Raw genomic sequence first — 21,538 nt, 5'->3', positions numbered from 1 at the left:
CCGGCGCCGTCACGGGAGATCCCGTTCCAGCTCCTCCGCAAGCCAGCCGAGCAAACTCCGCACGGCTTTGCGGGCAGCGGTCCTGGCCGTTATCCTGGCGTGGAACCCGCCGGGAACCGCCACAAAGCCCAGTGGCGCCACAAGCCTGCCCGTCGCAAGATCACGCTCGACCAGCCGGCGCTCCGAAAGGGCCACCCCCAGCCCGGCGGCCGCGGCCTCAATTGCCAGCATATGATGGGGATGCTCCAGGTCTTGCGCTGCCTTGAACGTGACGCCGGCGCGGCGCGCCCATTCCTGCCAGCTTCCGGCCGCCTGCCCGTGTGTCAGGCTTACCGGCGCCGTCCATCTGCCGTCCTGCCCCATGAAAGGATAGTCCGGTGAACAGACCGGCCCGTAGGAGGTGTCCCCGATCGGGGTGACACCGGGCTCAACTTCGGGACTGCGAAGGCGGTCATAGCTCAGCATCAGATCAAATTCGTGATCCGGAACCCGGCCGGGCCCCGCCATCAGCAGGCGGATCTCGATTTCCGGATGGGTCCGGTAGAGGCGTGGCAATCGCGGCGTCAGCCAGCGTGTGGCCAGGGTGGCGCTGAGCAGCAGGGTGATATGGTTCCCGTCAACCTCGCCCCTGAGACCCCGCGACACCCCGTCCAGCTGGTCCAGAATGGCCGTAACCGCGACCCGCAGCCGTTCACCACGCGGCGTCAGCCTCAGTCCCGTGCCGGCCTTCTCAAACAGGCTGCCGCCGAGATCTTCCGACAAATGGGCGATCTGCTTGCTTATGGCACTGTGGGTGCGTCCGAGCTCTCCGGCGGCAGCCGTGACGGAGCCGAGGCGCGCAGCCGCCTCAAAGGCCGGCAGGGCTGTCAGCGGAGGAAGACGGCGCATCTTTGTTCCTTCTGGTTACATTAGCCCGAGAATTATTCAATTTTTTGGCGCATGTCACCTCGCTATCATCAAGGAAAAGGAACGGAGAGCAGGACCATGCCCAGCGTCATTCATCTTTTCCCAAACCAGTCCATCGGTATGCAGGACCGCGCCCGCGCCTGTGAACACAGCCTGCGCCGCATTGCCGGTCTGTGGCTTGGCATCTGGCAGGACCGGATCACCTACCGGCGCATGCTGCGGGAGGAGCTGCTGCCGCAGCCCGACAGCGTTCTTGCTGATGCTGGCCTGAAGCGGTCCGCCGTTCTTCTGGAAGTGTCCAAGCCCTTCTGGCGGGCCTGAATCCGGCGCCGCTCTGACCGGCACTTCCGCAGCCTCAGGCTGCCTTTACTGCTCCGGCACGGCATGGAAGCTGACTGGAGGCCCGCATTCCGGCTGCCTTGTCTCACTTGTGCAGAAGTTCCCCCGGAAACCGGCGCTTCCTTCAAATTGCCACTTCAATGTTTAACAGTTGTTAACGATTGACGGGCCTACTCGGGTGGCATACGGCTAGTCAGGAGTTCAAAGTTGATGCGACCGGCAGCAGGTGAAACCCGCAAGACATCCGGCAGACCGGAGCACAGGCTACCCGGTGAATCGGCGCCTGCAGAAGCGGCTTGGGCTGAAGATCTGCAGGATGAAGCCTGGGAAAGCGCCGGGCGCCCGGCCCGTGCAGAGGGAGATGGCGTGACCACCTCTTTCCTTCTGATCAAAAACCTGCTGTTCTGGGGCTCAATGGCCCTGGTGCTGACTGCCTCTGGCGTTGCGGTCTCTATTCTTTTCTGATTTTTTCACGCTGTTTTTAAGTGGTGGTCTGGACTTTTGCCGCATTGCGATTGCATGCTGCTTACGGGTGGCAAGCAGCATGAGGAGCGGGATATGTCCGCGCTTGGCTTTGTTGGCGGCCTAGCCGGTGCCGTTGCTATTGGCATCTATGGCCTGATTGCTTTTGTCTTTCTGACTGCCGCCATGCTGGAACTGGCGGACCGCGGGCGCACAAGCCGTCCCGCGCTTTTCCTTGCTCTGGCAGGCGCCTTGGTGTGGCCCGTTTCCCTTGTGGTTGCTTCCGCTGCAGCCCTTCATGCGGGCAGACGCGCCCGGCAGAGCCGGCAGGAAAATGACGCATGTCTGCCCTCAAGGGGGCACGCAGGATCTGAGCTGCCTCTCTCAGGCAAGCCCGCGATTGCAGGCGCCGAGTACGGCACAAGAAGTGGCGGGATGCACGGCGGTCTGCTGCCGGATCAGCTGCAGCTCGTGTGGGCGGATCAATCAGCGGCAGAGCCAGTCACGCCCCGTGCGGCCATCACGCCTGACGTTTCCGGCGCGTCCCTCCCGGTATCTGTAGGCGGCCCTGTGGTGCGCACGCTCGCACCGCTGCAGATGCAGCCGCAGCCGCCCCTTGGCATGCCGGGGCCAGACAGCCGCAGCCGCATCATCCTGTCCCCCCGCCAATTTCTGGGAACCGCGCCCCACGGGGAGCACAAGCCCTCTTCAAGCCGTCACCGGCTGCGGCAGACCAGCTTCAGAAAGCCGCCGGCAGGAAAATCAAGCTGACGGCAGGATCAACCGGCTGCCTCACTCCAGACGCGCAGGCGCATTGCAGCTTGAACGGTTCAGGGGCGCCGGCGGAAGGTCTGCACCGCATAGGCGATGAAGACCCCGGCAAGCGTGGCGGCAAGGCCAAACCAGGTCAACGCGTAACCAAGGTGGTCGTTCTTGAACTTCACCACCGTTTCACCTGCCTTTGGCAGTCCGTCCGCGCCGGTAAAGGCGGCGTCAAGATCGATGCTGTAGGGCGCGAGGCTGCCGGTAGCGCCCAGAACCTCTGCCATATGGTCCGTGTCACGGGCAAACCAGATGCGCTTTCCGGTGTCTACGGCAGGGGTTGTCCAGTTCGGCTCCTCCCGGCGGCGCAGAAGACCCGTCAGCTGCTGCGGCCCCGGCGGCGGGGTTTCCAGTGCCGCCATCATATCCGCAGCCAGCCCTTGCGGCACGAAGCCCCGGTTGATCATCACCTGCCAGCCTTCGTCCGTGACGAGCGGGCTGTAGATCATGTAGCCGGGGCCGGACGGGGCGCCCGGGCTCACCGGCAGGGATGTGTAGTAATAGGCAGCGCCCGGCAGGTAGCGGCCGCTGATGGCGACATGGCGGTAGTCGGTCAGGGGATCAGCGGTGACTTGCGGCCAGTCTTGCGGCCCGGGCGCAGGTACAGCCGGCCGCGCCACATCTGCGGTCACCCGTTCGATCAGAGCCTCCTTCCAGGCCAGCCGCTGCATCTGCCAAAGGCCGAGATTGAGGAGAATGGCAAGGCCGATGGCTGCCGCCACTCCTGGAACAAGCAGGCGGCGGACAGCGGACTGGCCGGGAGAGCGGGAGGAGCGGTTTGAAGCGGACACGTGTTTCGATCCTATGCGGCTTGCGGATTTACTGACACCAATGCTCGATGAGCTTGTGCCACCGAGCATTGGTTAAGCCCGTGTGGCGCTTGAGCATTTTTAAGGCATGATGCGTCAGCACCACAGCGCCTTGGTATGAGCCGGCCGGTTTCAGGCTTCGTCCTGGCCATCCGCATCAATTTTTCCCTCGGCCGCATCATTGCGGTACTGCATGGCGATCATCAGCCCCTTCAGCGGGCGCAGGACGCCAAGGCCGAGGATGACTGTCAGCGGCAGCCAAAGCAACAGATGCAGCCATATGGGCGGCGCATAGGCCAGTTCCACCGCCAGCACCAGCCCCACCACGATGAAGCCGACAATCATGATGACGAAGACGGCAGGGCCGTCGCCGCTTTCCGCGGCAAAGGCAAGGTCGAGGCCGCAGGCCGTGCAGGCCGGGCGCGGCGTCAGGAAACCGCGGAACAGCCGCCCTTCCCCGCAGCGCGGGCAGCGGCATCTCAGACCGGCGGACACCGGATTCTGCGGCGGATAGAGCGCCGTGTCGTGCAAGCTGTTCTGCATTGAAACCTCTCAGGCCCGCCGGAAAGCGAAGGGCCCGGCCAGTTGGCATGCACGCCACCCGGCCGGGCCCACTCTGTTTACACCGGTTTCATCCGCACGTCAGTGCGTGGCAACGCCCCATGCGCCCCAGATGTAGATGGTGGCGAAGAGGAAGAGCCACACCACGTCCACGAAGTGCCAGTACCAGGCCGCAGCCTCGAAGCCGAAATGCTTCTGCGGGGTGAACTGGCCGGCAGACGCACGGATAAGGCAAACGGCGAGGAAGATGGTGCCGACGATCACGTGGAAGCCGTGGAAGCCGGTGGCCATGTAGAAGGTTGCGCCATAAATGTTGCCCGAGAAGGCAAAGCTTGCATGGGCATATTCATAGGCCTGGCAGATCGAGAAGATCACGCCCAGGACCACAGTGAGGGTCAGGCCCCACTTCAGCCCCTGACGGTCGTTCTCGAGCAGCGCATGATGTGCCCAGGTCACGGTGGTGCCGGAGGTGAGCAGGATCAGCGTGTTGAGCAGCGGCAGGTGCCAGGGATCAAACGGGGTGATGCCCTCCGGTGGCCAGACGCCGCCAGTCGCCTCGACGCGGGCATACTGGATGGCTTCGCCGGTGAAGAGCGAGGCATCGAAGAAGGCCCAGAACCAGGCAACGAAGAACATCACTTCCGAAGCGATGAACAGGATCATGCCGTAGCGCAGGTGCAGGCTGACCACACGGGTGTGATGGCCTTCCAGCGATTCCCGAACGGTATCGCGCCACCAGGCGTACATGACGTACAGCACGATTACGAGGCCAACGGCGAATAGCCCCCAGCCGGTGAGGTCAGCACCGAAGACGGTGAAGTCAGCACCCTTGTGCGAGCGCATCAAGCCGATGCCGCCAAGGGCGAGAACGAAGGCGCCCATCGAAGCCAGGAACGGCCAGGGGCTCGGGTCCACAAGGTGGTAGTCGTGGTTCTTGGTATGTGCCTCAGCCATGGGCATGCTCCCCAAAGTTCCAAATGCGTTCCGGACGGACCGGCCGTTCAATGGCCTGAACCATCACAAATTGCTCCCCACTGCCGGATCCGCAGGTCTGGCAGCGACTGGTTTGACCGGATGTTGCACCGGGTAGAAGGTGTAGGATAGGGTGATCTCCTTGACGTGCTTCAGGTCAGGATCTTCATCCATCGCCGGGTCGACAAAGAACACCACTGGCATTTCGACCGTTTCACCGGAGGCCAGTGCCTGCTCGGTGAAGCAGAAACACTGCATCTTGTTGAAATAGGCCCCTGCCTCGAAAGGCGTGACATTGAACACGGATGTGCCCATGGTCATGTCCGGGCCGGTGTTGCTGGCTTCATAGGCCACCTGCATGGTCTCTCCCATGCGCAGGGTCACACTGCGCTGCAGCGGCTTGAAGCTCCAGGGCAGCTCGCCATTGATGTTGCCATCAAAGCGGACGGTAATCTGGCGGTCGATCACGGTCGCGCTGTCGCTTTCGGCACGCTGGGTCGTGCCGCCAAAACCCGTTACCTGACAGAACAGCTGATAGAGCGGAACGGCTGCGAAGGACGCGCCGACCATGGCCGTGAAGATGCCGCCGCAAACGAGCGCGACGCGGCGGTTGCTGGCCGCCTGCTTCCTGGCTTCGGTTTCGTTGGTACCGCTGTTCATGCCTCTACCTCACGCGCCGCTCAAAGGGGCCGCTGCAGGACGCCGGGGCCCAGCTTGACGATAGTGACCACGTAGAACAGCAGCACCATTCCGGCGAGCGCCAGAGCAATGGCGATCGAGCGGCTTCTGCGGCGCTTCTTCTGTTCTTCCGTCAGTTTGATACCGTCTTCTGTCATGGCTTCCGTGATCACTTGCATCTTGGTCTTCAGAGCATCCGCCCGGCGAGGCTCTCGCCCAGCATCAGGGCATAGAGAAGGAAAAGATAGAGAATTGAAAAGCTGAACAGCCGCACAGCCGCCTTGCGGGCGGCCTCCCCTTCCCGCGTCCAGTAGACGGACACCGCAAGGCCAAGGAACACCGCACCGAGAAGGCTGGCGGCGATGCCGTAGACAATCCCCGCAAAACCGAGCGCGTAAGGTGCAACAGCCAGCGGCGCAAGGATGATGGAGTAGATCAGGATCTGCCTGCGCGTCGCCGCCTCACCAGCCACGACCGGAAGCATCGGCACTCCGGCGGCCCGGTAGTCCCCGCTCTTGAACAAGGCCAGAGCCCAGAAATGCGGCGGTGTCCACATGAAGATGATGAGGAAGAGAACAACGCTTTCGAGGCTGATGCCGCCAGTAACGGACGCCCAGCCGATCATCGGCGGAAAGGCTCCAGCCGCGCCACCGATGACGATGTTCTGCGGGGTCGAGCGCTTCAGCCACATGGTGTAAACCACGGCGTAGAAGAAGATGGTGAAGGCGAGGAAGGCACCGGCGAACCAGTTGACCAGAAGGCCGAGCACGACGACCGAACCGATGGAAAGGGTCATGCCAAAGGCCAGCGCTTCATCCGGCGTCACCTTGCCGGCCGGAATCGGGCGCTTGGCCGTGCGGGTCATCACGGCATCAATGTCCGCGTCGTACCACATGTTCAGCGCACCGGAGGCGCCGGCGCCAATGGCGATGCACAGGAGCGCAACACCGGCGACCACGGGATGGATCGAGCCGGGCGCCAGCATCATGCCGACAAAGGCCGTGAAGATCACGAGCGACATGACCCGCGGTTTCAGCAGGGCGATGTAGTCGCCAACCGAGCCCATGCCACCGTTCCAGACGGCGGGGCCAGCAGTCATCCTGTCATTGCTCTCGGCGAGAGACATCGGCTCTTCCTCGTACCTGTGCGTCTCAGGCCTCACGTTTACCGTGAGGATGAGGGCTATCCGCCTGCAGTCCCGGGACCTGGCGCTGCCCTTTCTCTTCGGATTGCCTGCCGGAGCAGGGTTCGGACAGCTGACCTGTCCGCCGGATCCGCCAATCATACGGCTTTTCGCGTATGACGGATCCGGGCGAAGTGCCGCGCCCATGCAGCGCGGCACTTCTGTTTCCTGCAAGAGGGCTGCTTACTTGATGCGCGGCAGCGTCTCGAACTGGTGGAACGGCGGGGGCGAGGACAGGGTCCACTCCAGCGTCGTCGCGCCTTCACCCCAGGGGTTGTTGCCGGCGACACGCTTCTTCATGAAGGCTTCCAGGATACCGAACAGGAAGACGAACACCGCGAAGGCCGAGATGTAGGAGCCGATCGAGGACACGAAGTTCCAGCCCGCGAGCGCATCCGGATAGTCCGCATAGCGGCGCGGCATGCCGTTGAGGCCCAGGAAGTGCTGCGGGAAAAACACCAGGTTCACACCGATGAAGGTGATCCAGAAGTGCGCCTTGCCGATGACTTCATTGTACATGTAGCCGGAGATCTTCGGGAACCAGTAGTACCAGGCCGCGAAGATGCCGAACACGGCGCCGAGCGACAGTACGTAGTGGAAGTGCGCCACCACGTAGTAGGTGTCATGCAGCGCACGGTCGAGACCGGCATTGGCCAGCTGCACGCCCGTCACACCGCCAACGGTGAACAGGAAGATGAAGCCGATTGCCCAGACCATCGGAGTGCGGAACTCGATGGAGCCACCCCACATGGTCGCAATCCAGGAGAAAATCTTCACGCCTGTCGGAACCGCGATCACCATGGTGGCGGCCACGAAGTAAGCCTGCGTCTCAACGGACATGCCGACCGTATACATGTGGTGGGCCCACACGATGAAGCCGACAACGCCGATGGCCACCATGGCATAGGCCATGCCCAGGTAACCGAAGATCGGCTTGCGGGAGAAGGTGGACACGATGTGGCTGACGATGCCGAAAGCCGGCAGGATCAGGATGTACACTTCCGGGTGACCGAAGAACCAGAACAGATGCTGGAACAGGATCGGGTCACCGCCACCAGCCGGATTGAAGAAGGCGGTGTCGAAGTTGCGGTCCGTCAGAAGCATGGTGATGGCGCCGGCCAGAACAGGCAGCGACAGCAGCAGCAGGAACGCGGTGATCAGCACCGACCATGCAAACAGCGGCATCTTGTGCAGGGTCATGCCCGGCGCACGCATGTTGAAGATAGTGGTGATGAAGTTGATCGCGCCCAGGATCGACGAAGCGCCGGAAATGTGCAGCGCCAGGATGGCGAGGTCAACGGCCGGGCCAGGCTGTCCGGAGGACGAATAGGGCGGATACATCGTCCAGCCGCCACCCACACCGGTGGAGCCCGGAGCGCCTTCCACGAACAGCGACAGCAGCAGCAGCGCGAAGGACGGCGGCAGCAGCCAGAAGGAGATGTTGTTCATGCGCGGGAAAGCCATGTCCGGCGCGCCGATCATGATCGGCACGAAATAGTTGGCGTAGCCGCCGATCAGCGCAGGCATCACCATGAAGAAGATCATGATCAGGCCGTGCGACGTCGTGAAGACGTTGAACAGATCCGGGTTGGAGAAGATCTGCATCCCCGGCTCCTGCAGCTCCATGCGGATGCCGACCGAGAGCGCGCCGCCGATGATGCCGGCGATGATCGCGAAGATGAGATAGAGAATGCCGATGTCCTTGTGGTTGGTCGAAAAGACCCACCGGCGGAAACCAGTCGGATGGTCATGAGCGCCATGCGCAGCAGCCGCAGCCATGATCTTGCTCCCTCTTGAAATTCACGGCAGGGCGGGCGGCTCCTCTTGCCTCCACGCCCCTCTGGATTTGACCGGATGCTGCGGGAGTTCCGCAACATCCGTTTCAGCTTCAGCAGGTGTGGTGGCCTGGCCACCGCACCGTATTCATCTGCCTCAGCGGGCGGCGACGGCCATCTTGCGCTCGGCAGCGATGGAGGCCATCAGCTGCTTGTTCGCGCTGTCGACATCCGTCTTTGCGGCCTCGGCCCAGGCGTCGAACTGCTCCTGAGTAACCACCCGGATGGCGATCGGCATGAAGGCATGGTCCTTGCCGCACAGCTCGGAGCACTGGCCGTAGTAGATGCCGGTTTCGCGGGCATTGAACCAGGTCTCGTTCAGCCGGCCCGGGATCGCGTCGATCTTGATGCCAAAAGCAGGCATGGCAAAGGAGTGGATCACGTCCGCAGCCGTCACCTGGACGCGCACGGTCTTGTTGACCGGGATGATGACTTCATAGTCGGTTGCCAGCAGACGCGGCACGTCCTGAAGCGGCACGCCGCGCTCATCTGCAACCTTCTGGCGCTCGTCATCCTTGAGCATCAGGGCATCGAAAGAGATGCCTGCCAGAGCCTCGTCCGTGTACTCGTAACCCCAGTACCACTGGTATCCGGTTGCCTTGACCGTCATGTCATAGGCCGGAAGCTCGACCTGCTTGTACAGCAGGCGGAAAGACGGCACGGCGATGACAACGAGGATCAGGATCGGAACGACTGTCCACGCAACTTCGATCATCGTGTTGTGCGAGGTGCGCGAAGGCGTCGGGTTCGCCTTGCGGCTGAACCGCGCCATCACATAAAGCAGCAGGGCCAGCACAAACAGCGTGATGACCGTGATGATGACCAGGGTGAAGTTCTTGAACCAGTGAATGTCGTCCATCACGGTCGTGACGGAATTCTGCAGACCAAGCTGCCAGCTGGACATACCGCCCGAAACTTCGGCCATTGCCGCACCGGCGGTTCCCGCCAGCAAGACTGCCGCTGCACCTGCCGCAATGAGACGCTTGAAGCTTGCCTTCACGTCCGCGCTCCCTTCCCTTGCCCGCCCCCCGGGCGGATCATGCTCAATTCGCCCGCCTTGCGGCGGTTTTCCTTGTGTCCGCCTCCGGGCGGCCTGCCCTTGAAGCAGAGATTCTCCATCCCCACCTTGCGGGATAGGGACATCCTCCGGTTCCGCCTGCAGCTCGCCCCGCCCGGAGCCAATCCGAAGTCCGGCGGGTGCTCTGCTGCCTCGTCGTCAAGGCAGAACCTTCAAATCTCTCCGGACAGCCAAACCTCCCGCCCGAGGCCGGCGCCCTGCTGGCGCCCTGCATCAGACCGGAGTGTCTCGCGTCCGTTTCGCGTATGATAATACGCATATAACCGCATGCTGCACGATGCGGCGAAGGGAGGAGCGACGTTCTGCCGCAGCCTTGTCACTTCTCCCTCTCCGGGCACAAAAACCACAAGAGAACGGCCTTAGCAATGGCTTTGTCGTGATTTCGCCAGAGGTTGTCCATTTCCCCGCCTTGATCCTTGTCAATATTTTACAGCTTGGCTGGAACCTCCGGCACCCGGGCCATGTCCATGGCACAGATTGATCAGAATCAACGCAGCCAGCGGCAGGCACGGATTTTTCCCGCCTCTTGCAGCGCTTCCGCCTTGCTTCTGCCATGGAGCCTATTGAAATGTGGATCACTCTGCCCGCTTGCGGCATTGTGTATTGAGTTTTAAGAACCTGATTCGCCCCTTGCGGCGTTGAATGACCCCAGTCGGAGAAAAGTCCTTGCTGACCCGTATCCCGCGCCTTGCCGCTTTTGCCGCCCCGGTTTTTGGCCTCCTTTTGGGCCTGGGATCACAGGCCATCACCAGTCCTGCCCTTGCCCAGGGCGAGGTGAAGGCTGTTCACGGTGACTGGCAGATGCGCTGCGACACCCCTCCGGGTGCCGAAAGCGAGCAGTGTGCCCTTATCCAGAACGTGACGGCGGAAGACCGGGACAATGTGGGCCTTTCAGTCATTGTGCTGAAAACTGCCGACAAGCAGGCGCGAATCCTGCGCGTGCTGGCGCCACTCGGCGTGCTGCTGCCCTCCGGCCTTGGCCTGCGTGTTGATGACGCCGACATTGGCCGCGCCGCCTTCGTCCGCTGCCTGCCCAATGGCTGCATCGCCGAAGTGATCCTGCAGGATGATGTGGTGGGCAAGCTGCGCAGCGGCAAGCAGGCCACCTTCATCATCTTCCAGACACCGGAAGAAGGAATCGGCATCCCGATCTCGCTCTCCGGCTTCTCGGCCGGTTTCGACGCTCTGCCGTGATCGCTGTCTGAGAAATCTGTGCTTTCAGGACCCGCCTGCTGCTTCGGCCGGCGGGTCTTTTCATTGCCTCACCTGTCCCGCTTTGACGCCTCATCGCGCGGTGTGAGTGCATGCAGCCGGTCCGTGCCGGCAAATTCGCCCTCGTTCAGCTGAAGTTCCGTCCGCTCCCGGTCGCGGCGGCGCACATCTTCCACAATTTCGTTGATCCGCTCATCCGGGATGCCCAGTGCTTCCAGGGCAGCGCGGCCAAAAGCGATGCTGGATTCGAAGGTTTCCCGGATGTGGAAGTCAACACCAAGCCGCGTCAATGCCAGCGCATGGGTCTGGCTGGTGGCACGGCAGAACAGCCGCGCCTGCGGGCAGGCATCGCGGATGGCGTGAATGGCGCGGTCCATCACACTGTCATTTTCAACGCACAGGGCGATCAGCGCCGCCTTGCCCGCCCCTGCCGCCATCAGCACATCGGCGCGGGTGGCATCGCCATAATAGACCTTGTATCCGAGCTTGCGTGCATAGGCGATGCGCTCCGGGCGCAGATCGATGGCCGTGATCTCCAGCCCCTCCGATGTCAGAAGCTGCGCCACCATCATGCCGAACCGGCCGAAGCCGATGACAAGAACCACTGGGGCCGCATCCTCGAAGGTCTCGGCGAACGGCGCCTCGACGCCCCGCGCCTTCAGCCGGGCCCCGAGATAGTCCAGGCCGGCGCAGGCAACGGGCGTCAGCAGCATGGAGACAATGACCACCGCCGTCAGGATGCTGGCCTCACTGGCGCCGAAAATCCCCTGCGACACTGCTGCAGTGAACAGAACGAAGGCAAACTCGCCTCCTTGCGGCAAGGTGACGGCTATGCGCAAGGCATCGGCATTGCTGGAGCCTGACACCCGCGCCAGCGCCCAGAGCAGCCCACCTTTGACCAGCATCAGCGCAATCACACCGGCGGCCACCTGCATCCAGCTGACAGCCAGAACGGTGAAATCCAGCGACATGCCCACGGCCACGAAGAAGAGCCCCATCAGCAGCGAGCGGAACGGCTCGATGTCGGCCTCCAGCGTGTGCCGGAAGCTGGATTCGGCCAGCAGCACACCCGCCAGAAATGCCCCCAGCGCCATGGAAAGGCCCACCGCATGCATGATGCCCGCACTGCCAAGGGCCACCAGAAGGGCTGCCGCGAGCATCACCTCCCGCGCCTTGCTGCGGGCCAGCAGCAGGAACAGCGGCGTCATCAGATAGCGCCCGGCCACCACCACCCCCAGCACCGCGCCAAGTGTCAGCCCGATCTCCTGCAGCGCCCCCTGAGACGCCCCCTCCGCCCCGGAGGGGGCAAGAATGGCCACCATCGCCAGCAGCGGCACGATGGCGATGTCTTGCAGAAGCAGCACGCCGAAGGCCCTCTGCCCATAGGCTGAGGACAGCTGGCCGCGCTCCTGCAGGATCTGCAGGGCAAAGGCAGTGGAGGAGAGCGCGAGGCCAAACCCGGCCACCAGCGCCGGCTCCAGATCCTTGCCCATCAGCCGCAGAAGAGCATAGATGGCCGCGCCCGTCAGCAGCACCTGCGCCGTGCCAAGGCCCAGAATATCGCGGCGCATGCGCCACAGGCGGCTCCCATCCAGCTCCAGCCCGATGACGAAGAGCAGCAGCACCACGCCGAGTTCCGCCACCCCCAGCACCATCGGCGCGGCACCAAAGGCATTGAAGCCGAAGGGGCCAATCGCCATGCCGGCAATCAGATAGCCGACGACGGAACCGATGCCGAGCCGCTTGGCCAGCGGCACGGCAACGACAGTTGCAGCCAGAAAGATGATCGCTTCCGTAAAAAGCGGAGGGGCGGATGCAGCGGCCATGGACGTTTCCTGATGTTCAGGCCTTCATATCCCACCGCCGCTCCGGTGCTGGCAAGGCGGAAAGTTCCCCTATGCCGCCATCAAACCTCGAAACCGAAGCTGCGCAGGGCGGCGCGCAGGCCCTCCGGCGTCTGATAGAGATGCCCCTTGAGACCGGCGGCCTCAGCACCTTCGATATTCTCCGGCAGGTCGTCCACCATCAGCGTTGCCGCCGGATCATGGCCGTAGCGCTCGCACAGGCGCAGATAGACTGCCGGGTCTGGCTTGCGGGCGCCAAATTCTGCCGAGACATGCGCCTGCTCGCCGAAGATGTCGATCGCCTCCGGCGCGCAGTGGCCCAGCACCTTGCCGAGCAGCATGCCATTGTTGGTCAGAAGCGCCGTATCGGCCTGCTCACTCACCGCATTGGCCAGCGCCAGCACGGGCGGGCGCGGGCGCATGACGGACTTGCGGATGCGCGCCCAGTCGGCTTCGGAAATGGGATGGCCCAGCCCTTGCGAGAAGCCGGCAAGGTAGCCCTCCGCCGTTGCCGGATTGCCCGCTTCTGCCCGGGCCTCCCAGCCCGAGCCCCAGATGGCGGGCTCAAACAGGCTGCGCGGGCGGCCAGTCAGCCGCTCCAGCGCCTGCCGCCGGGCCTCCCGGTCAAAGTCATAAAGCACATCGTCCATGTCGAAGATGACGAAGCTGATGGTCATGGAAAGTCCCGCAACAGGAGCAAAGGCAAAGACTCAGACCGCCGTGCCGCCGACGGTCAGCCCGTCGAGCCGCAGGGATGGCTGGCCGACGCCCACCGGCACCCCCTGACCCTGCTTGCCGCAGGTGCCCATGCCCGGATCCAGCGCCATGTCATTGCCGATCATGCTGACGCGGGTCAGCGCATCCGGGCCGTTGCCGATCAGCATCGCCCCCTTCAGCGGCGCGCCGACCTTGCCGTTCTCGATGCGGTAGGCTTCCGTGCAGGAGAAGACGAACTTGCCGCTGGTGATATCCACCTGCCCGCCGCCGAAGGACACGGCATAGATGCCGTTCTTCACCGAGGAGAGGATTTCCTGCGGGTCCTTGTCGCCGCCCATCATGATGGTGTTGGTCATGCGCGGCATGGGAATATGCGCGAAGGACTGGCGGCGGCCATTGCCGGTGGGCTTCATCCCCATCAGGCGGGCATTCTGCCGGTCCTGCATGTAGCCCACCAGAATGCCGTCCTCGATCAGCGGCGTTGAGGCCGAAGGCGTGCCCTCGTCATCCACGGTGATGGAGCCGCGCCGGCCGGCAATCGTACCGTCATCGACGATGGTGACACCGGGGGCTGCCACGCGCTGGCCCATCAGCCCGGCGAAGGCAGACGTCTTCTTGCGGTTGAAATCCCCTTCCAGGCCGTGGCCCACCGCCTCATGCAGCAGGATGCCCGGCCAGCCGGGACCCATCACCACGTCAAACGTACCGGCAGGCGCGGGCACTGCCTCCAGATTGACCAGCGCCCGGCGCAGCGCCTCATCCACACCTGCCTGCCAGGCCTCCGGCGTGATGAAGCGGGCAAAGCCCTCGCGCCCGCCGCAGCCGAAGGAGCCGGTTTCCATGCGCTCGCCCGAGGCCGCGACCACGGAGATGGACAGGCTGACCATGGGCCGCACATCACGCACCCGGTGCCCATCGGCCCGCAGAATGTCCACCACCTGCCAGGAGCCGCCGATGGAGGCCGTGACCTGCCGCACGCGCGGATCACGCGCCCGCGCAAAGGCATCAATCTCCTGCAGCAGCTTCACCTTCTCCTCAAAGCTCGGCCCCGCCAGCGGGTTGAGGTCCGGGTAAAGCTGCACATTGGTGCGGGCGGGCGCGGCGGCATAGCTGCCCGCATGGCCGGAGCGCACCGCAGACACGGCATCCGCCGCCCGCTTTAGCGCCGCCTCCGAAATCTCGCCCGAATGGGCATAACCAGCCGCCTCACCGCAGACAGCCCGCAGGCCAAAGCCCTGCGACGTATCGTAATTGGCGCCCTTCAGACGGCCATTGTCGAACACCAGCCCTTCCGACTGCCGGTATTCCACAAACAGCTCCCCATCATCCGCCCCCGCCAGCGCCTCCCCCACAATCCGCCGCGCCGCCTCCATCCCGAGCCCCGAGGCTTCAATCAGATCCGGAATTGCGGCGGCAGAAGGGGACTGGCTCATCGGTGTCTTTCAGCTGACTTGCGGAATGGGGAACCGGTGCAGAGGGAGCACCGGTTTTGAGGTAACATAGCGGGTCAGGTGGGGGAATTCATCCCCTGTGGGCGGAGCTTGCACGATTTGACTTCCAGCAGACAAAACTCCCCCAGCATTGACCATCCCCCGGCTTCCGGCCATAACCGGCGCAAGAGTTGGGGCTTGCCTCAGGGGTGGGCCGGATGCAGGAGAGAGATGAGATGAACCGTATGGAAACCCCGCGCATGCCGGGTGAAGCGCGTTTGCGCTATCTGGATGGTGATTTCCAGATCGAGTCTCCCGGCACCTTCGTGCGCTGCGCCGTGACCGGGCAGGCCATTCCACTGGATGAGCTGAAATACTGGAACGTGGAGCGTCAGGAGGCCTATGTGGACCCCGCCGCCGCCCACACCCGCTTCGTGCAGTTCGAGGGCAAGGACCTCTGAGGTTTTTTCTGTCCGGGGCTGGTTAGCCCGCTGTGCATGCGGGACAGCGGGGGATCGGGCATGACATGCCCTGCGTCCCTTGCGGGTCCCGGCTCAAGGCCGGGACGGCACGGAGAAATGATTGCCTTCTGGGGCAATTGAGGTCGTTGACAAAGCAAGAGCTCTCCTCTTTCGTCCTGGCCGGGCTTGTCCCGGCCATCTGAAAGCCATTGATTTGGTTAGATCCTCGGCGCAAGGCCGAGGATGACGATGGAGAGGCCGAAGGTTTGTCAGCAGTCTGGATTGCCTTCTGGGGCAATTCCACCTTCTCCAAGTTCAAAGAACGCTGCCTGACCATCCCCACTGTGCCGTCCCGGCCTTGAGCCGGGACCTGTGAGGGTTTCTCTGCCTGCTGGTTTGGCCAACTGCGCCGCAGTCATGGCAAGAGGGCAGGATCTGCGCTCAGAATACGCGCTTGCGTGACATGACTGCCGGCTCTTCGCCGCTTCTCTGCGGGAAGACAGCCCCCTCACCGGCTGCGGAAGGGGCGGCGGCGGAGGGTTTCGGAGATGAGGTCCATGAGGCGGGATTGCGGCTCGATGCGCATATCCACTTCCAGCACGGCGGAGCGCTTGGCAAGCCAGCGGTAGATCTCGCCCTCGGCGCTTTCGATGCGGGCCATGTCCTTGGCGGTGGTCACCAGTTGCAGGTTGTCCGTTTCGGCGCGGGTGAGAAGGCTTTGCGCTTCAGCTTCCGAATAAGGGTGATGATCGCCAAAGGCGCGGGCCTCCACCACTTCAGCCCCCGTGGCGGCAAGGCTTGCGAAAAATTTCTGCGGCCTTCCGATGCCCGCATAGGCCAGCACCTTCTGCCCGTCGAATTCTGCCCCGTTTGTGGGCATGATCTTCGCCTCGATGATCGGCAGGCCGCGCCGGGCGGCGAGATGCACGGCCCTGGCGGCGCGGGTGCCCTCGCCCACCACCACCAGAGCATCGGCCTTGCGGATCTGGGTGGCAAGCGGCGCGCGCAAGGGTCCGGCAGGCAGGCATAACCCGTTGCCGGTGCCCACTTGCGCATCCACCAGAGCCAGCGTCAGATCCTTGGCCAGTGCCGGGTTCTGGAAGCCATCGTCCATCAGAATGAGGCTTGCCTCCAGCGTGGCGGCAAAGGCGGCGCCCTCCGGCCTGTTGGCGGCAACGATCGTGGGGGCGGCGGCGGCCAGCAGAAAGGCCTCGTCGCCCACATCCGCGCCGCTGTGCTTTTCCGGGTCCACCAGCACCGGGCCCTTCAGCCGCCCGCCATAGCCGCGCAGCAGGAAAACCGGCTTATGCCCCTCGGCCTTGAGCAGAGCGCAGAGTTTCAAAGCAAAGGGCGTCTTGCCCGCCCCGCCCACGACGAAATTGCCGATGCAGATGACCGGCAGGCTGGCATGGGCCGATGGCGCCTGATGCATGCGGCGGCCGGAGACCGCGCCATAAATGAAGGAGAGAGGCGAAAGCAGCGCGGCCTTCAGGCTGATCCTGTCATGCCACCAGAAGGCTGGAGCCGTTCTCATTCCCCGGAAATCCCGTCCCTTGCACCGCTGTCAGCGTAGAGCAAAGACCGCAGATGTTCCAGCGTGCGATCCAGAGCGCCTGCACCCGCCTCCGCCACCGCGAAGGCACGCGCTGCCATGGCCTTGCGGCCCGGCTCATCGGCCAGAAGCCGGGCGATGGCGGGGCCAAGTTCTGCCGGATCATCGACGCGCACGGCCGCCTGCGCATCCCACAGGTCGCGGTAGACGGCCCGCGCATTGGCAACGAGCGGCCCGGTGACGAGAGGCACGTTCAACTGCGCCGGTTCCACCGGATTGTGGCCACCCACGGGCGCAAAAGATCCGCCGAGGAAGACAGCCGGTGCCAGCCGCAGGAACAGCCCCATCTCGCCCAGCGTGTCGGCGATATAGACATCGAGATCCGCCACCGGAAACGCCCCGCAGGAGCGCTGTGCGGCCTTGAGGCCAGCACCTGAAGCCAGCGCCGCAATGTCACCGCCGCGCACCGGATGGCGCGGCATCAGCAGCGTCAGCAGGCCGGGGAAGCGCTCCGCCAGATGCTTGTGGGCGGCGAGCACGGTTTCATCCTCGCCCGGGTGGGTGGACGCGGCGAGCCAAAGCGGACGGCCTGCCATCTGCGCCGACAGGGCTGCAACGGCGGCAGGATCAGCCTGCGGTGCGGCGGCGTCGAATTTCAGGTTGCCGGGGGAGCGCACATCAGCAACGCCGAGCTTGCGGTAGCGTGCGGCATCCGCCTCGCTCTGGGCGAGGCACAGGCTGACGCAGCCGAAGACGGCACGGCCGAAAGCGCCGCTCTTCTCCCACTTGGCGCCGGAACGGGCCGACATGCGCCCGTTGATGATGGCAAGCGGAATGCCCGTCCGCGCCAGCCGGGCGAAGGTGCCGGGCCAGATTTCCGATTCCACCACCAGCGCCAGATCCGGCTGCCAGTGTGTCAGGAACCGGCGGACAAGCTGCGGTGCATCAAAGGGGGCATATTGATGGAACGCGCCCTGCGGCAGGCGCTGCGCGGCTATTTCCGCCGATGTGCGCGTTACCGTGGTCAGGAGCACGCTTGCGCCCTCCCCCGTCAGCCGTTCGATCAGCGGCAAAACCGAGTTGGTTTCGCCAACGCTGGCCGCATGCAGCCAGACCAGCCGGCCTTGCGGGCGTGGCAGGGACGCCACACCGAAACGCTCGCCGCGCCGTGCCGGATCTTCCTTGCCCGCCCGCACGCGGGAGGCATGCAGCAGCTTCAGGACCGGCAAGGCAAGACCTGCTACAGCTCCATAGGCGCGCAAGGGGAAAGATGCGGCGGCAGCGGCGCGCGCGTCAGCCATGGCGCTTACCGGTCAGGGCATAGGCGCGGGCCGTCACTTCGTTGAGGCCTGCCTCGACGGCAAGGCGGGCCACTTCCAGCGCCTCGTCATCGGCATCATTGGCCACATAGATGGGCTCGCCAATAGCGATGGCGGCGCGGCCGAACGGCAGGTTCAGGCTCGCCTTGTCCCAACTGTTGAAGGAGATAAAGCGGCTGGTAGCAATGGCGAAGGGCACGATGGGGCGGCCGGAGTAGCGGGCCATCTGCACGATGCCCTGCCCGGCAACACGGGCAGGTCCTTTCGGCACATCTGCCGTCAGGGCCATGATGCCGCCCTCCTTCAGCACACGAAGGCCCTCGATGAAGCCGCGCATGCCGCCGCGCTTCGTGATCTGATAGGACTTCTGGCTGCCCGAAGCACGGATCAGCTTCAGGCCCAGCTTCTCCGCTGCCGTCGCGTTGATCTCGCCATCTGCAGAGCGGGAGATCATCACATGCACGTCCCAGTCATCCGGCCGGGTAAAGGGCATCATGAAATGCTGGCCGTGCCACATGGCGCAGATGAAGGGCCGGTGCGGCTGCAGCCGCTCATAGGCATCCGGCGGATCAATGACCATGCTGTTCGTCTTGCGCACGAGACGCAGGTAAGCCGCCAGCAGCAAGCCAGCGGCCTTCAACAGCGCGGGATTCCGGCCGAGTTTCTTAAGCATTCTGTTCCTGACGTCACGCCTGAGGGATCAAGAGGCTCTCAGGCGGCGGTTTCCGGGTCCAGCAGGCGGTGCATGTGGACGATGAAATAGCGCATGTGCGCGTTGTCGACGGTGGCTTGTGCCTTGCTCTTCCAGGCGGTGTAGGCCGTCGCGTAATTCGGGTAGATGCCGACGATGTCGAGCTTGTCGAGATCACGGAAGGTCAGGCCCTCCGGGCTTTCCAGCTCGCCCCCGAAGACCAGATGCAGCAGCTGCTTGGGCTCGTTTCCGGTGCTGTTCGTCACGATGTGCTCCTTGCGTCTTGTCTTGCGGCAATCGGGTGGCATTCCTGTGGCGCAGGGCCTCAGCGCAGCTTCAGGCCGCGCAGAAAGGCTGAAGCCTTTGGCGACAGCGCCTCACCGGCGGCCACCAGTTCCGGGTGCTGCAGCGCCTCGCGGTTGTAAAGACATGCAGCGCCAGACCAGTCCGTCAGCCGTCCACCCGCTTCCTGCACCAAAAGATCGGCAGCCGCAAGATCCCAATCATGAGCATTGGCCCGCGCGGCAGCGAGGTCCACATCTCCGGCGGCCACCTTGGCGATACGGTAGGCCAGTGAGCCGATGGTGCCGGAAGGCACGATGCCGCCCTCTTCGGCAGCCCGGTTGAGCAGGCCCTGCGGCCCCAGCAGCGTTGCCCCCGTCAGGTCCTCACGCACGCGCGCCGTCACCAGCCGCCCGTTGAGGCGGGTGCCGCAGCCCGCGACGGCGGTGAAAAGCTCACCCCTCACGGGATTAAGCAGCACCGCCACCACTGGGCGGCCGTTTTCAACAACCGCCAGCGAAATGGTCCACTCATCCTTGCCGGCCAGAAAGGCCCGGGTGCCGTCGATCGGGTCCACCACGAAAACACGCGTCTTGCCAAGCCGGTCGGGCGTATCCGCCGTTTCCTCCGACAGCCAGCCATAGTCCGGACGGGCAGCGAGCAGCGTCTCGCGCAGATATGCATCGGCGGCCATATCCGCTTCGGAAACAGGCGAGCTGCCGGCCTTCATCCAGGTCTGCGGATCGCGCCCGAAGAATCCGAGAGTAATTTCTCCGGCCTTGCGGGCAGCAGCTTCCAGAAGCGCAAGATCCGCCAGCAGGCCAGGGTCAGTTTCCGGCAATGGTCAGGTCCTCAATGACGACAGAGGGGCAGGCGGTGGAGTAGCGCGCATCCAGATCATTGGCCGGACGCATCCGGGCAAACATGTCCTTCAGGTTGCCTGCAATGGTGATCTCGCTGACCGCCTCAACGATCTCGCCATTCTCGAACCAGAAACCGGAAGCACCGCGTGAATAGTCACCGGTCACGCCATTGGCACCGTGGCCGATCAGATCCGTCACCAGAAGTCCGGAGCCGAGGGCACGCATCATCTCCTCCGGGCTTTCCGTGCCCGGATGCAGCGTCAGGTTCGTGGCGCCGGGCGATGTGCCGGAGCCGCCCCGGTGGGCGCGGCCATTGGCGGCAAGGCCAAGCTCCCGCGCGGTTGCCCCATCCAGGAACCAGTGCCGCAGGAACCCATCCTCGATCATATCAAGCGGCAAAGCACCGGTACCCTCTCCGTCGAAGGGGCGGGTGGCTGCGCCGCGCGGCTTGTGCGGATTGTCGCTGATGCGGATTCCGGGCGCGAAGACGCGCTCATTCATCCTGTCTTTCAGAAAACTCGTGCCGCGGGCAATGGCCGCGCCGTTTATAGCTCCGGCCAGATGCCCCAGCAGACTGCGCGCAGCACGCGCCTCATAAATCACATGACCCTTGCGGGTGGACAGCTTCTTCGGATTGAGCCGCCGCACGGCCCGCTCGCCCGCCCGCTGGCCGATCAGCGCCGGGGCGTCCATATCGGCGAAGAAGGTGCGGGAATCGAAGTCGAAATCCCGCTCCATGGCCGTGCCCTCCCCGGCCACCGCCGTCATGGACAGGCCAAAGCGGGAGCTGGTGTAGGAGCCGGTGAAGCCGTGGCTCGTCGCCAGCACCATGCCGCCCAGCCGCCAGGAGGCACTCGCCCCGCCGGACCGGCTGACACCGGCAACAGACAGGCCGGCCTCTTCTGCGGCCAGCGCCATCTCTTTCAGTTCACCGGCAGACGGCTGATGCGTATCCAGCAGTTCCAGTTCCGGCAGTGTTTTCAGCAGGCGCTCTTCCTCCGCAAGACCGGCATAGGGATCTTCCGGCGCCACACGGGCCATGGCCACGGCACGGGCAGCAAGGCCATCAAGATCCTGCAGAGTGTTGGCCGAGACGGAGGCGGTGCGCTTGCCCACAAAGACGCGCAAGGTGACATCATCGCCCTCGGCGCGTTCGGTTTCCTCGACCTTGCCTTCCCGCACCTCGACGCCCAGGGAAACACCCGTGATGGCCACCGCATCGCAGGCATCGGCGCCCGCACGGCGCGCAGCCTCCACAAGGCGCGCTGCCCGCTCTTCCAGTACCCGCTTGTCGACGAGATCGCTCATGGCTGGTCTTTTCTCCTTGTCATGCCCCTGTTTAAGGCGCCAGCGGACAAGCGGCAAGACCGGGCTTTCCGCGCGGGCTGCATAAGCAAAGTAAGTTTTTCCTTAAGTAACTGGTTAGTCTTTGATAACCCTGAATCAGATCATCTTTTCTTAACCACGCCTGTTAAGGCAATGCCCACCTGCTGTTGCGTAGGTTGTTGTCATTCACGAGGCC

The 21,538-nt window shown here is 63.9% G+C and carries 22 protein-coding genes; 4 read left to right on the top strand and 18 right to left on the bottom strand.

Annotated features, from left to right (window positions below; all coding sequences use genetic code 11):
* Positions 1–9 precede the first annotated feature (9 nt).
* Positions 10–888 carry a LysR substrate-binding domain-containing protein gene (locus tag V6L75_RS03670; protein ID WP_334250167.1) on the bottom strand — a complete coding sequence of 293 codons (879 nt, stop codon included), beginning with the start codon at positions 886–888 and terminating at the stop codon, positions 10–12.
* Between the two features lie 96 nt (positions 889–984).
* On the opposite strand from V6L75_RS03670, the gene V6L75_RS03665 reads away from it, so the two are divergent.
* Positions 985–1,227, top strand: a complete 243-nt coding sequence (locus V6L75_RS03665; protein WP_334250166.1) for a DUF1127 domain-containing protein — start codon at positions 985–987, stop codon at positions 1,225–1,227.
* A gap of 228 nt (positions 1,228–1,455) precedes the next feature.
* Positions 1,456–1,710: a hypothetical protein gene (locus V6L75_RS03660; RefSeq protein ID WP_334250165.1), complete on the top strand. Its 255-nt coding sequence runs from the start codon at positions 1,456–1,458 to the stop codon at positions 1,708–1,710.
* Between the two features lie 827 nt (positions 1,711–2,537).
* Here the strand turns inward: V6L75_RS03660 and V6L75_RS03655 are convergent.
* The 8 genes from V6L75_RS03655 to coxB form a co-directional block, all read right to left on the bottom strand.
* Complete coding sequence (locus V6L75_RS03655) at positions 2,538–3,320, bottom strand: SURF1 family protein (RefSeq protein WP_334250164.1); 783 nt, start codon at positions 3,318–3,320, stop codon at positions 2,538–2,540.
* Positions 3,321–3,470: 150 nt separating this feature from the next.
* Positions 3,471–3,881, bottom strand: coding sequence for a DUF983 domain-containing protein (locus V6L75_RS03650; protein ID WP_334250163.1), 411 nt, complete (start codon positions 3,879–3,881; stop codon positions 3,471–3,473).
* Positions 3,882–3,980: 99 nt separating this feature from the next.
* Entirely contained in the window at positions 3,981–4,853 is an 873-nt protein-coding gene (locus tag V6L75_RS03645; RefSeq protein WP_334250162.1) for a cytochrome c oxidase subunit 3, read from the bottom strand.
* A gap of 63 nt (positions 4,854–4,916) precedes the next feature.
* Positions 4,917–5,531 (bottom strand): cytochrome c oxidase assembly protein, encoded by a 615-nt coding sequence (locus V6L75_RS03640; RefSeq protein WP_334250161.1) that lies wholly within the window; start codon positions 5,529–5,531, stop codon positions 4,917–4,919.
* Positions 5,532–5,551: 20 nt separating this feature from the next.
* Positions 5,552–5,728 carry a hypothetical protein gene (locus V6L75_RS03635; RefSeq protein ID WP_334250160.1) on the bottom strand — a complete coding sequence of 59 codons (177 nt, stop codon included), beginning with the start codon at positions 5,726–5,728 and terminating at the stop codon, positions 5,552–5,554.
* An 8-nt stretch (positions 5,729–5,736) separates the two neighbouring features.
* Positions 5,737–6,675 (bottom strand): heme o synthase, encoded by a 939-nt coding sequence (gene cyoE / locus V6L75_RS03630; protein ID WP_425498666.1) that lies wholly within the window; start codon positions 6,673–6,675, stop codon positions 5,737–5,739.
* A gap of 240 nt (positions 6,676–6,915) precedes the next feature.
* A complete protein-coding gene (gene ctaD, locus V6L75_RS03625; protein ID WP_334250159.1) occupies positions 6,916–8,511 on the bottom strand; it encodes a cytochrome c oxidase subunit I in 1,596 nt (531 codons plus the stop codon).
* Between the two features lie 153 nt (positions 8,512–8,664).
* Positions 8,665–9,567: a cytochrome c oxidase subunit II gene (gene coxB / locus V6L75_RS03620; protein ID WP_425498665.1), complete on the bottom strand. Its 903-nt coding sequence runs from the start codon at positions 9,565–9,567 to the stop codon at positions 8,665–8,667.
* A gap of 720 nt (positions 9,568–10,287) precedes the next feature.
* Between coxB and V6L75_RS03615 the strand changes: the two genes are divergently transcribed.
* The gene (locus V6L75_RS03615) at positions 10,288–10,839 is read left to right on the top strand and encodes an invasion associated locus B family protein (RefSeq protein ID WP_334250158.1); all 552 of its coding nucleotides are present in this window, start codon (positions 10,288–10,290) and stop codon (positions 10,837–10,839) included.
* Between the two features lie 68 nt (positions 10,840–10,907).
* On the opposite strand, the gene V6L75_RS03610 is transcribed toward V6L75_RS03615, so the two are convergent.
* The 3 genes from V6L75_RS03610 to tldD all read right to left on the bottom strand — a co-directional run bounded on the left by V6L75_RS03610 (position 10,908) and on the right by tldD (position 14,851).
* On the bottom strand, positions 10,908–12,683 hold the full coding sequence (locus V6L75_RS03610; RefSeq protein WP_334250157.1) for a monovalent cation:proton antiporter-2 (CPA2) family protein: 1,776 nt from the start codon (positions 12,681–12,683) through the stop codon (positions 10,908–10,910).
* Positions 12,684–12,763: 80 nt separating this feature from the next.
* Positions 12,764–13,378: an HAD family hydrolase gene (locus V6L75_RS03605; protein WP_334250156.1), complete on the bottom strand. Its 615-nt coding sequence runs from the start codon at positions 13,376–13,378 to the stop codon at positions 12,764–12,766.
* A 33-nt stretch (positions 13,379–13,411) separates the two neighbouring features.
* Positions 13,412–14,851 (bottom strand): metalloprotease TldD, encoded by a 1,440-nt coding sequence (tldD, locus tag V6L75_RS03600; RefSeq protein WP_334250155.1) that lies wholly within the window; start codon positions 14,849–14,851, stop codon positions 13,412–13,414.
* Between the two features lie 233 nt (positions 14,852–15,084).
* On the opposite strand from tldD, the gene V6L75_RS03595 reads away from it, so the two are divergent.
* Positions 15,085–15,309, top strand: a complete 225-nt coding sequence (locus tag V6L75_RS03595; protein WP_040678048.1) for a DUF2093 domain-containing protein — start codon at positions 15,085–15,087, stop codon at positions 15,307–15,309.
* 508 nt (positions 15,310–15,817) lie between these two features.
* Here V6L75_RS03595 and lpxK read toward each other — a convergent pair.
* From lpxK to V6L75_RS03565, 6 genes are read right to left on the bottom strand one after another with little or no spacing between them, the layout of a single operon-like run.
* Complete coding sequence (gene lpxK / locus V6L75_RS03590; RefSeq protein WP_334250154.1) at positions 15,818–16,843, bottom strand: tetraacyldisaccharide 4'-kinase; 1,026 nt, start codon at positions 16,841–16,843, stop codon at positions 15,818–15,820.
* A complete protein-coding gene (locus V6L75_RS03585; protein WP_334250153.1) occupies positions 16,840–18,162 on the bottom strand; it encodes a 3-deoxy-D-manno-octulosonic acid transferase in 1,323 nt (440 codons plus the stop codon). The genes lpxK and V6L75_RS03585 overlap by 4 nt, the downstream gene beginning before the upstream one ends.
* Positions 18,155–18,853 carry a lysophospholipid acyltransferase family protein gene (locus tag V6L75_RS03580; protein ID WP_334250152.1) on the bottom strand — a complete coding sequence of 233 codons (699 nt, stop codon included), beginning with the start codon at positions 18,851–18,853 and terminating at the stop codon, positions 18,155–18,157. Before V6L75_RS03580 ends, V6L75_RS03585 begins: the two co-directional genes overlap by 8 nt.
* A gap of 38 nt (positions 18,854–18,891) precedes the next feature.
* Positions 18,892–19,137 carry a DUF4170 domain-containing protein gene (locus tag V6L75_RS03575; protein ID WP_334250151.1) on the bottom strand — a complete coding sequence of 82 codons (246 nt, stop codon included), beginning with the start codon at positions 19,135–19,137 and terminating at the stop codon, positions 18,892–18,894.
* A gap of 59 nt (positions 19,138–19,196) precedes the next feature.
* Positions 19,197–19,994 carry a 3'(2'),5'-bisphosphate nucleotidase CysQ gene (locus tag V6L75_RS03570; RefSeq protein WP_334250148.1) on the bottom strand — a complete coding sequence of 266 codons (798 nt, stop codon included), beginning with the start codon at positions 19,992–19,994 and terminating at the stop codon, positions 19,197–19,199.
* Entirely contained in the window at positions 19,981–21,324 is a 1,344-nt protein-coding gene (locus V6L75_RS03565; protein ID WP_334250147.1) for a TldD/PmbA family protein, read from the bottom strand. The genes V6L75_RS03570 and V6L75_RS03565 overlap by 14 nt, the downstream gene beginning before the upstream one ends.
* Positions 21,325–21,538 lie beyond the last annotated feature (214 nt).

The organism is Pannonibacter anstelovis (genome assembly GCF_036881715.1).
Taxonomy (GTDB): Bacteria; Pseudomonadota; Alphaproteobacteria; order Rhizobiales; family Stappiaceae; genus Pannonibacter; species Pannonibacter anstelovis.
This window is presented reverse-complemented; position numbering and strand designations above follow the sequence as displayed.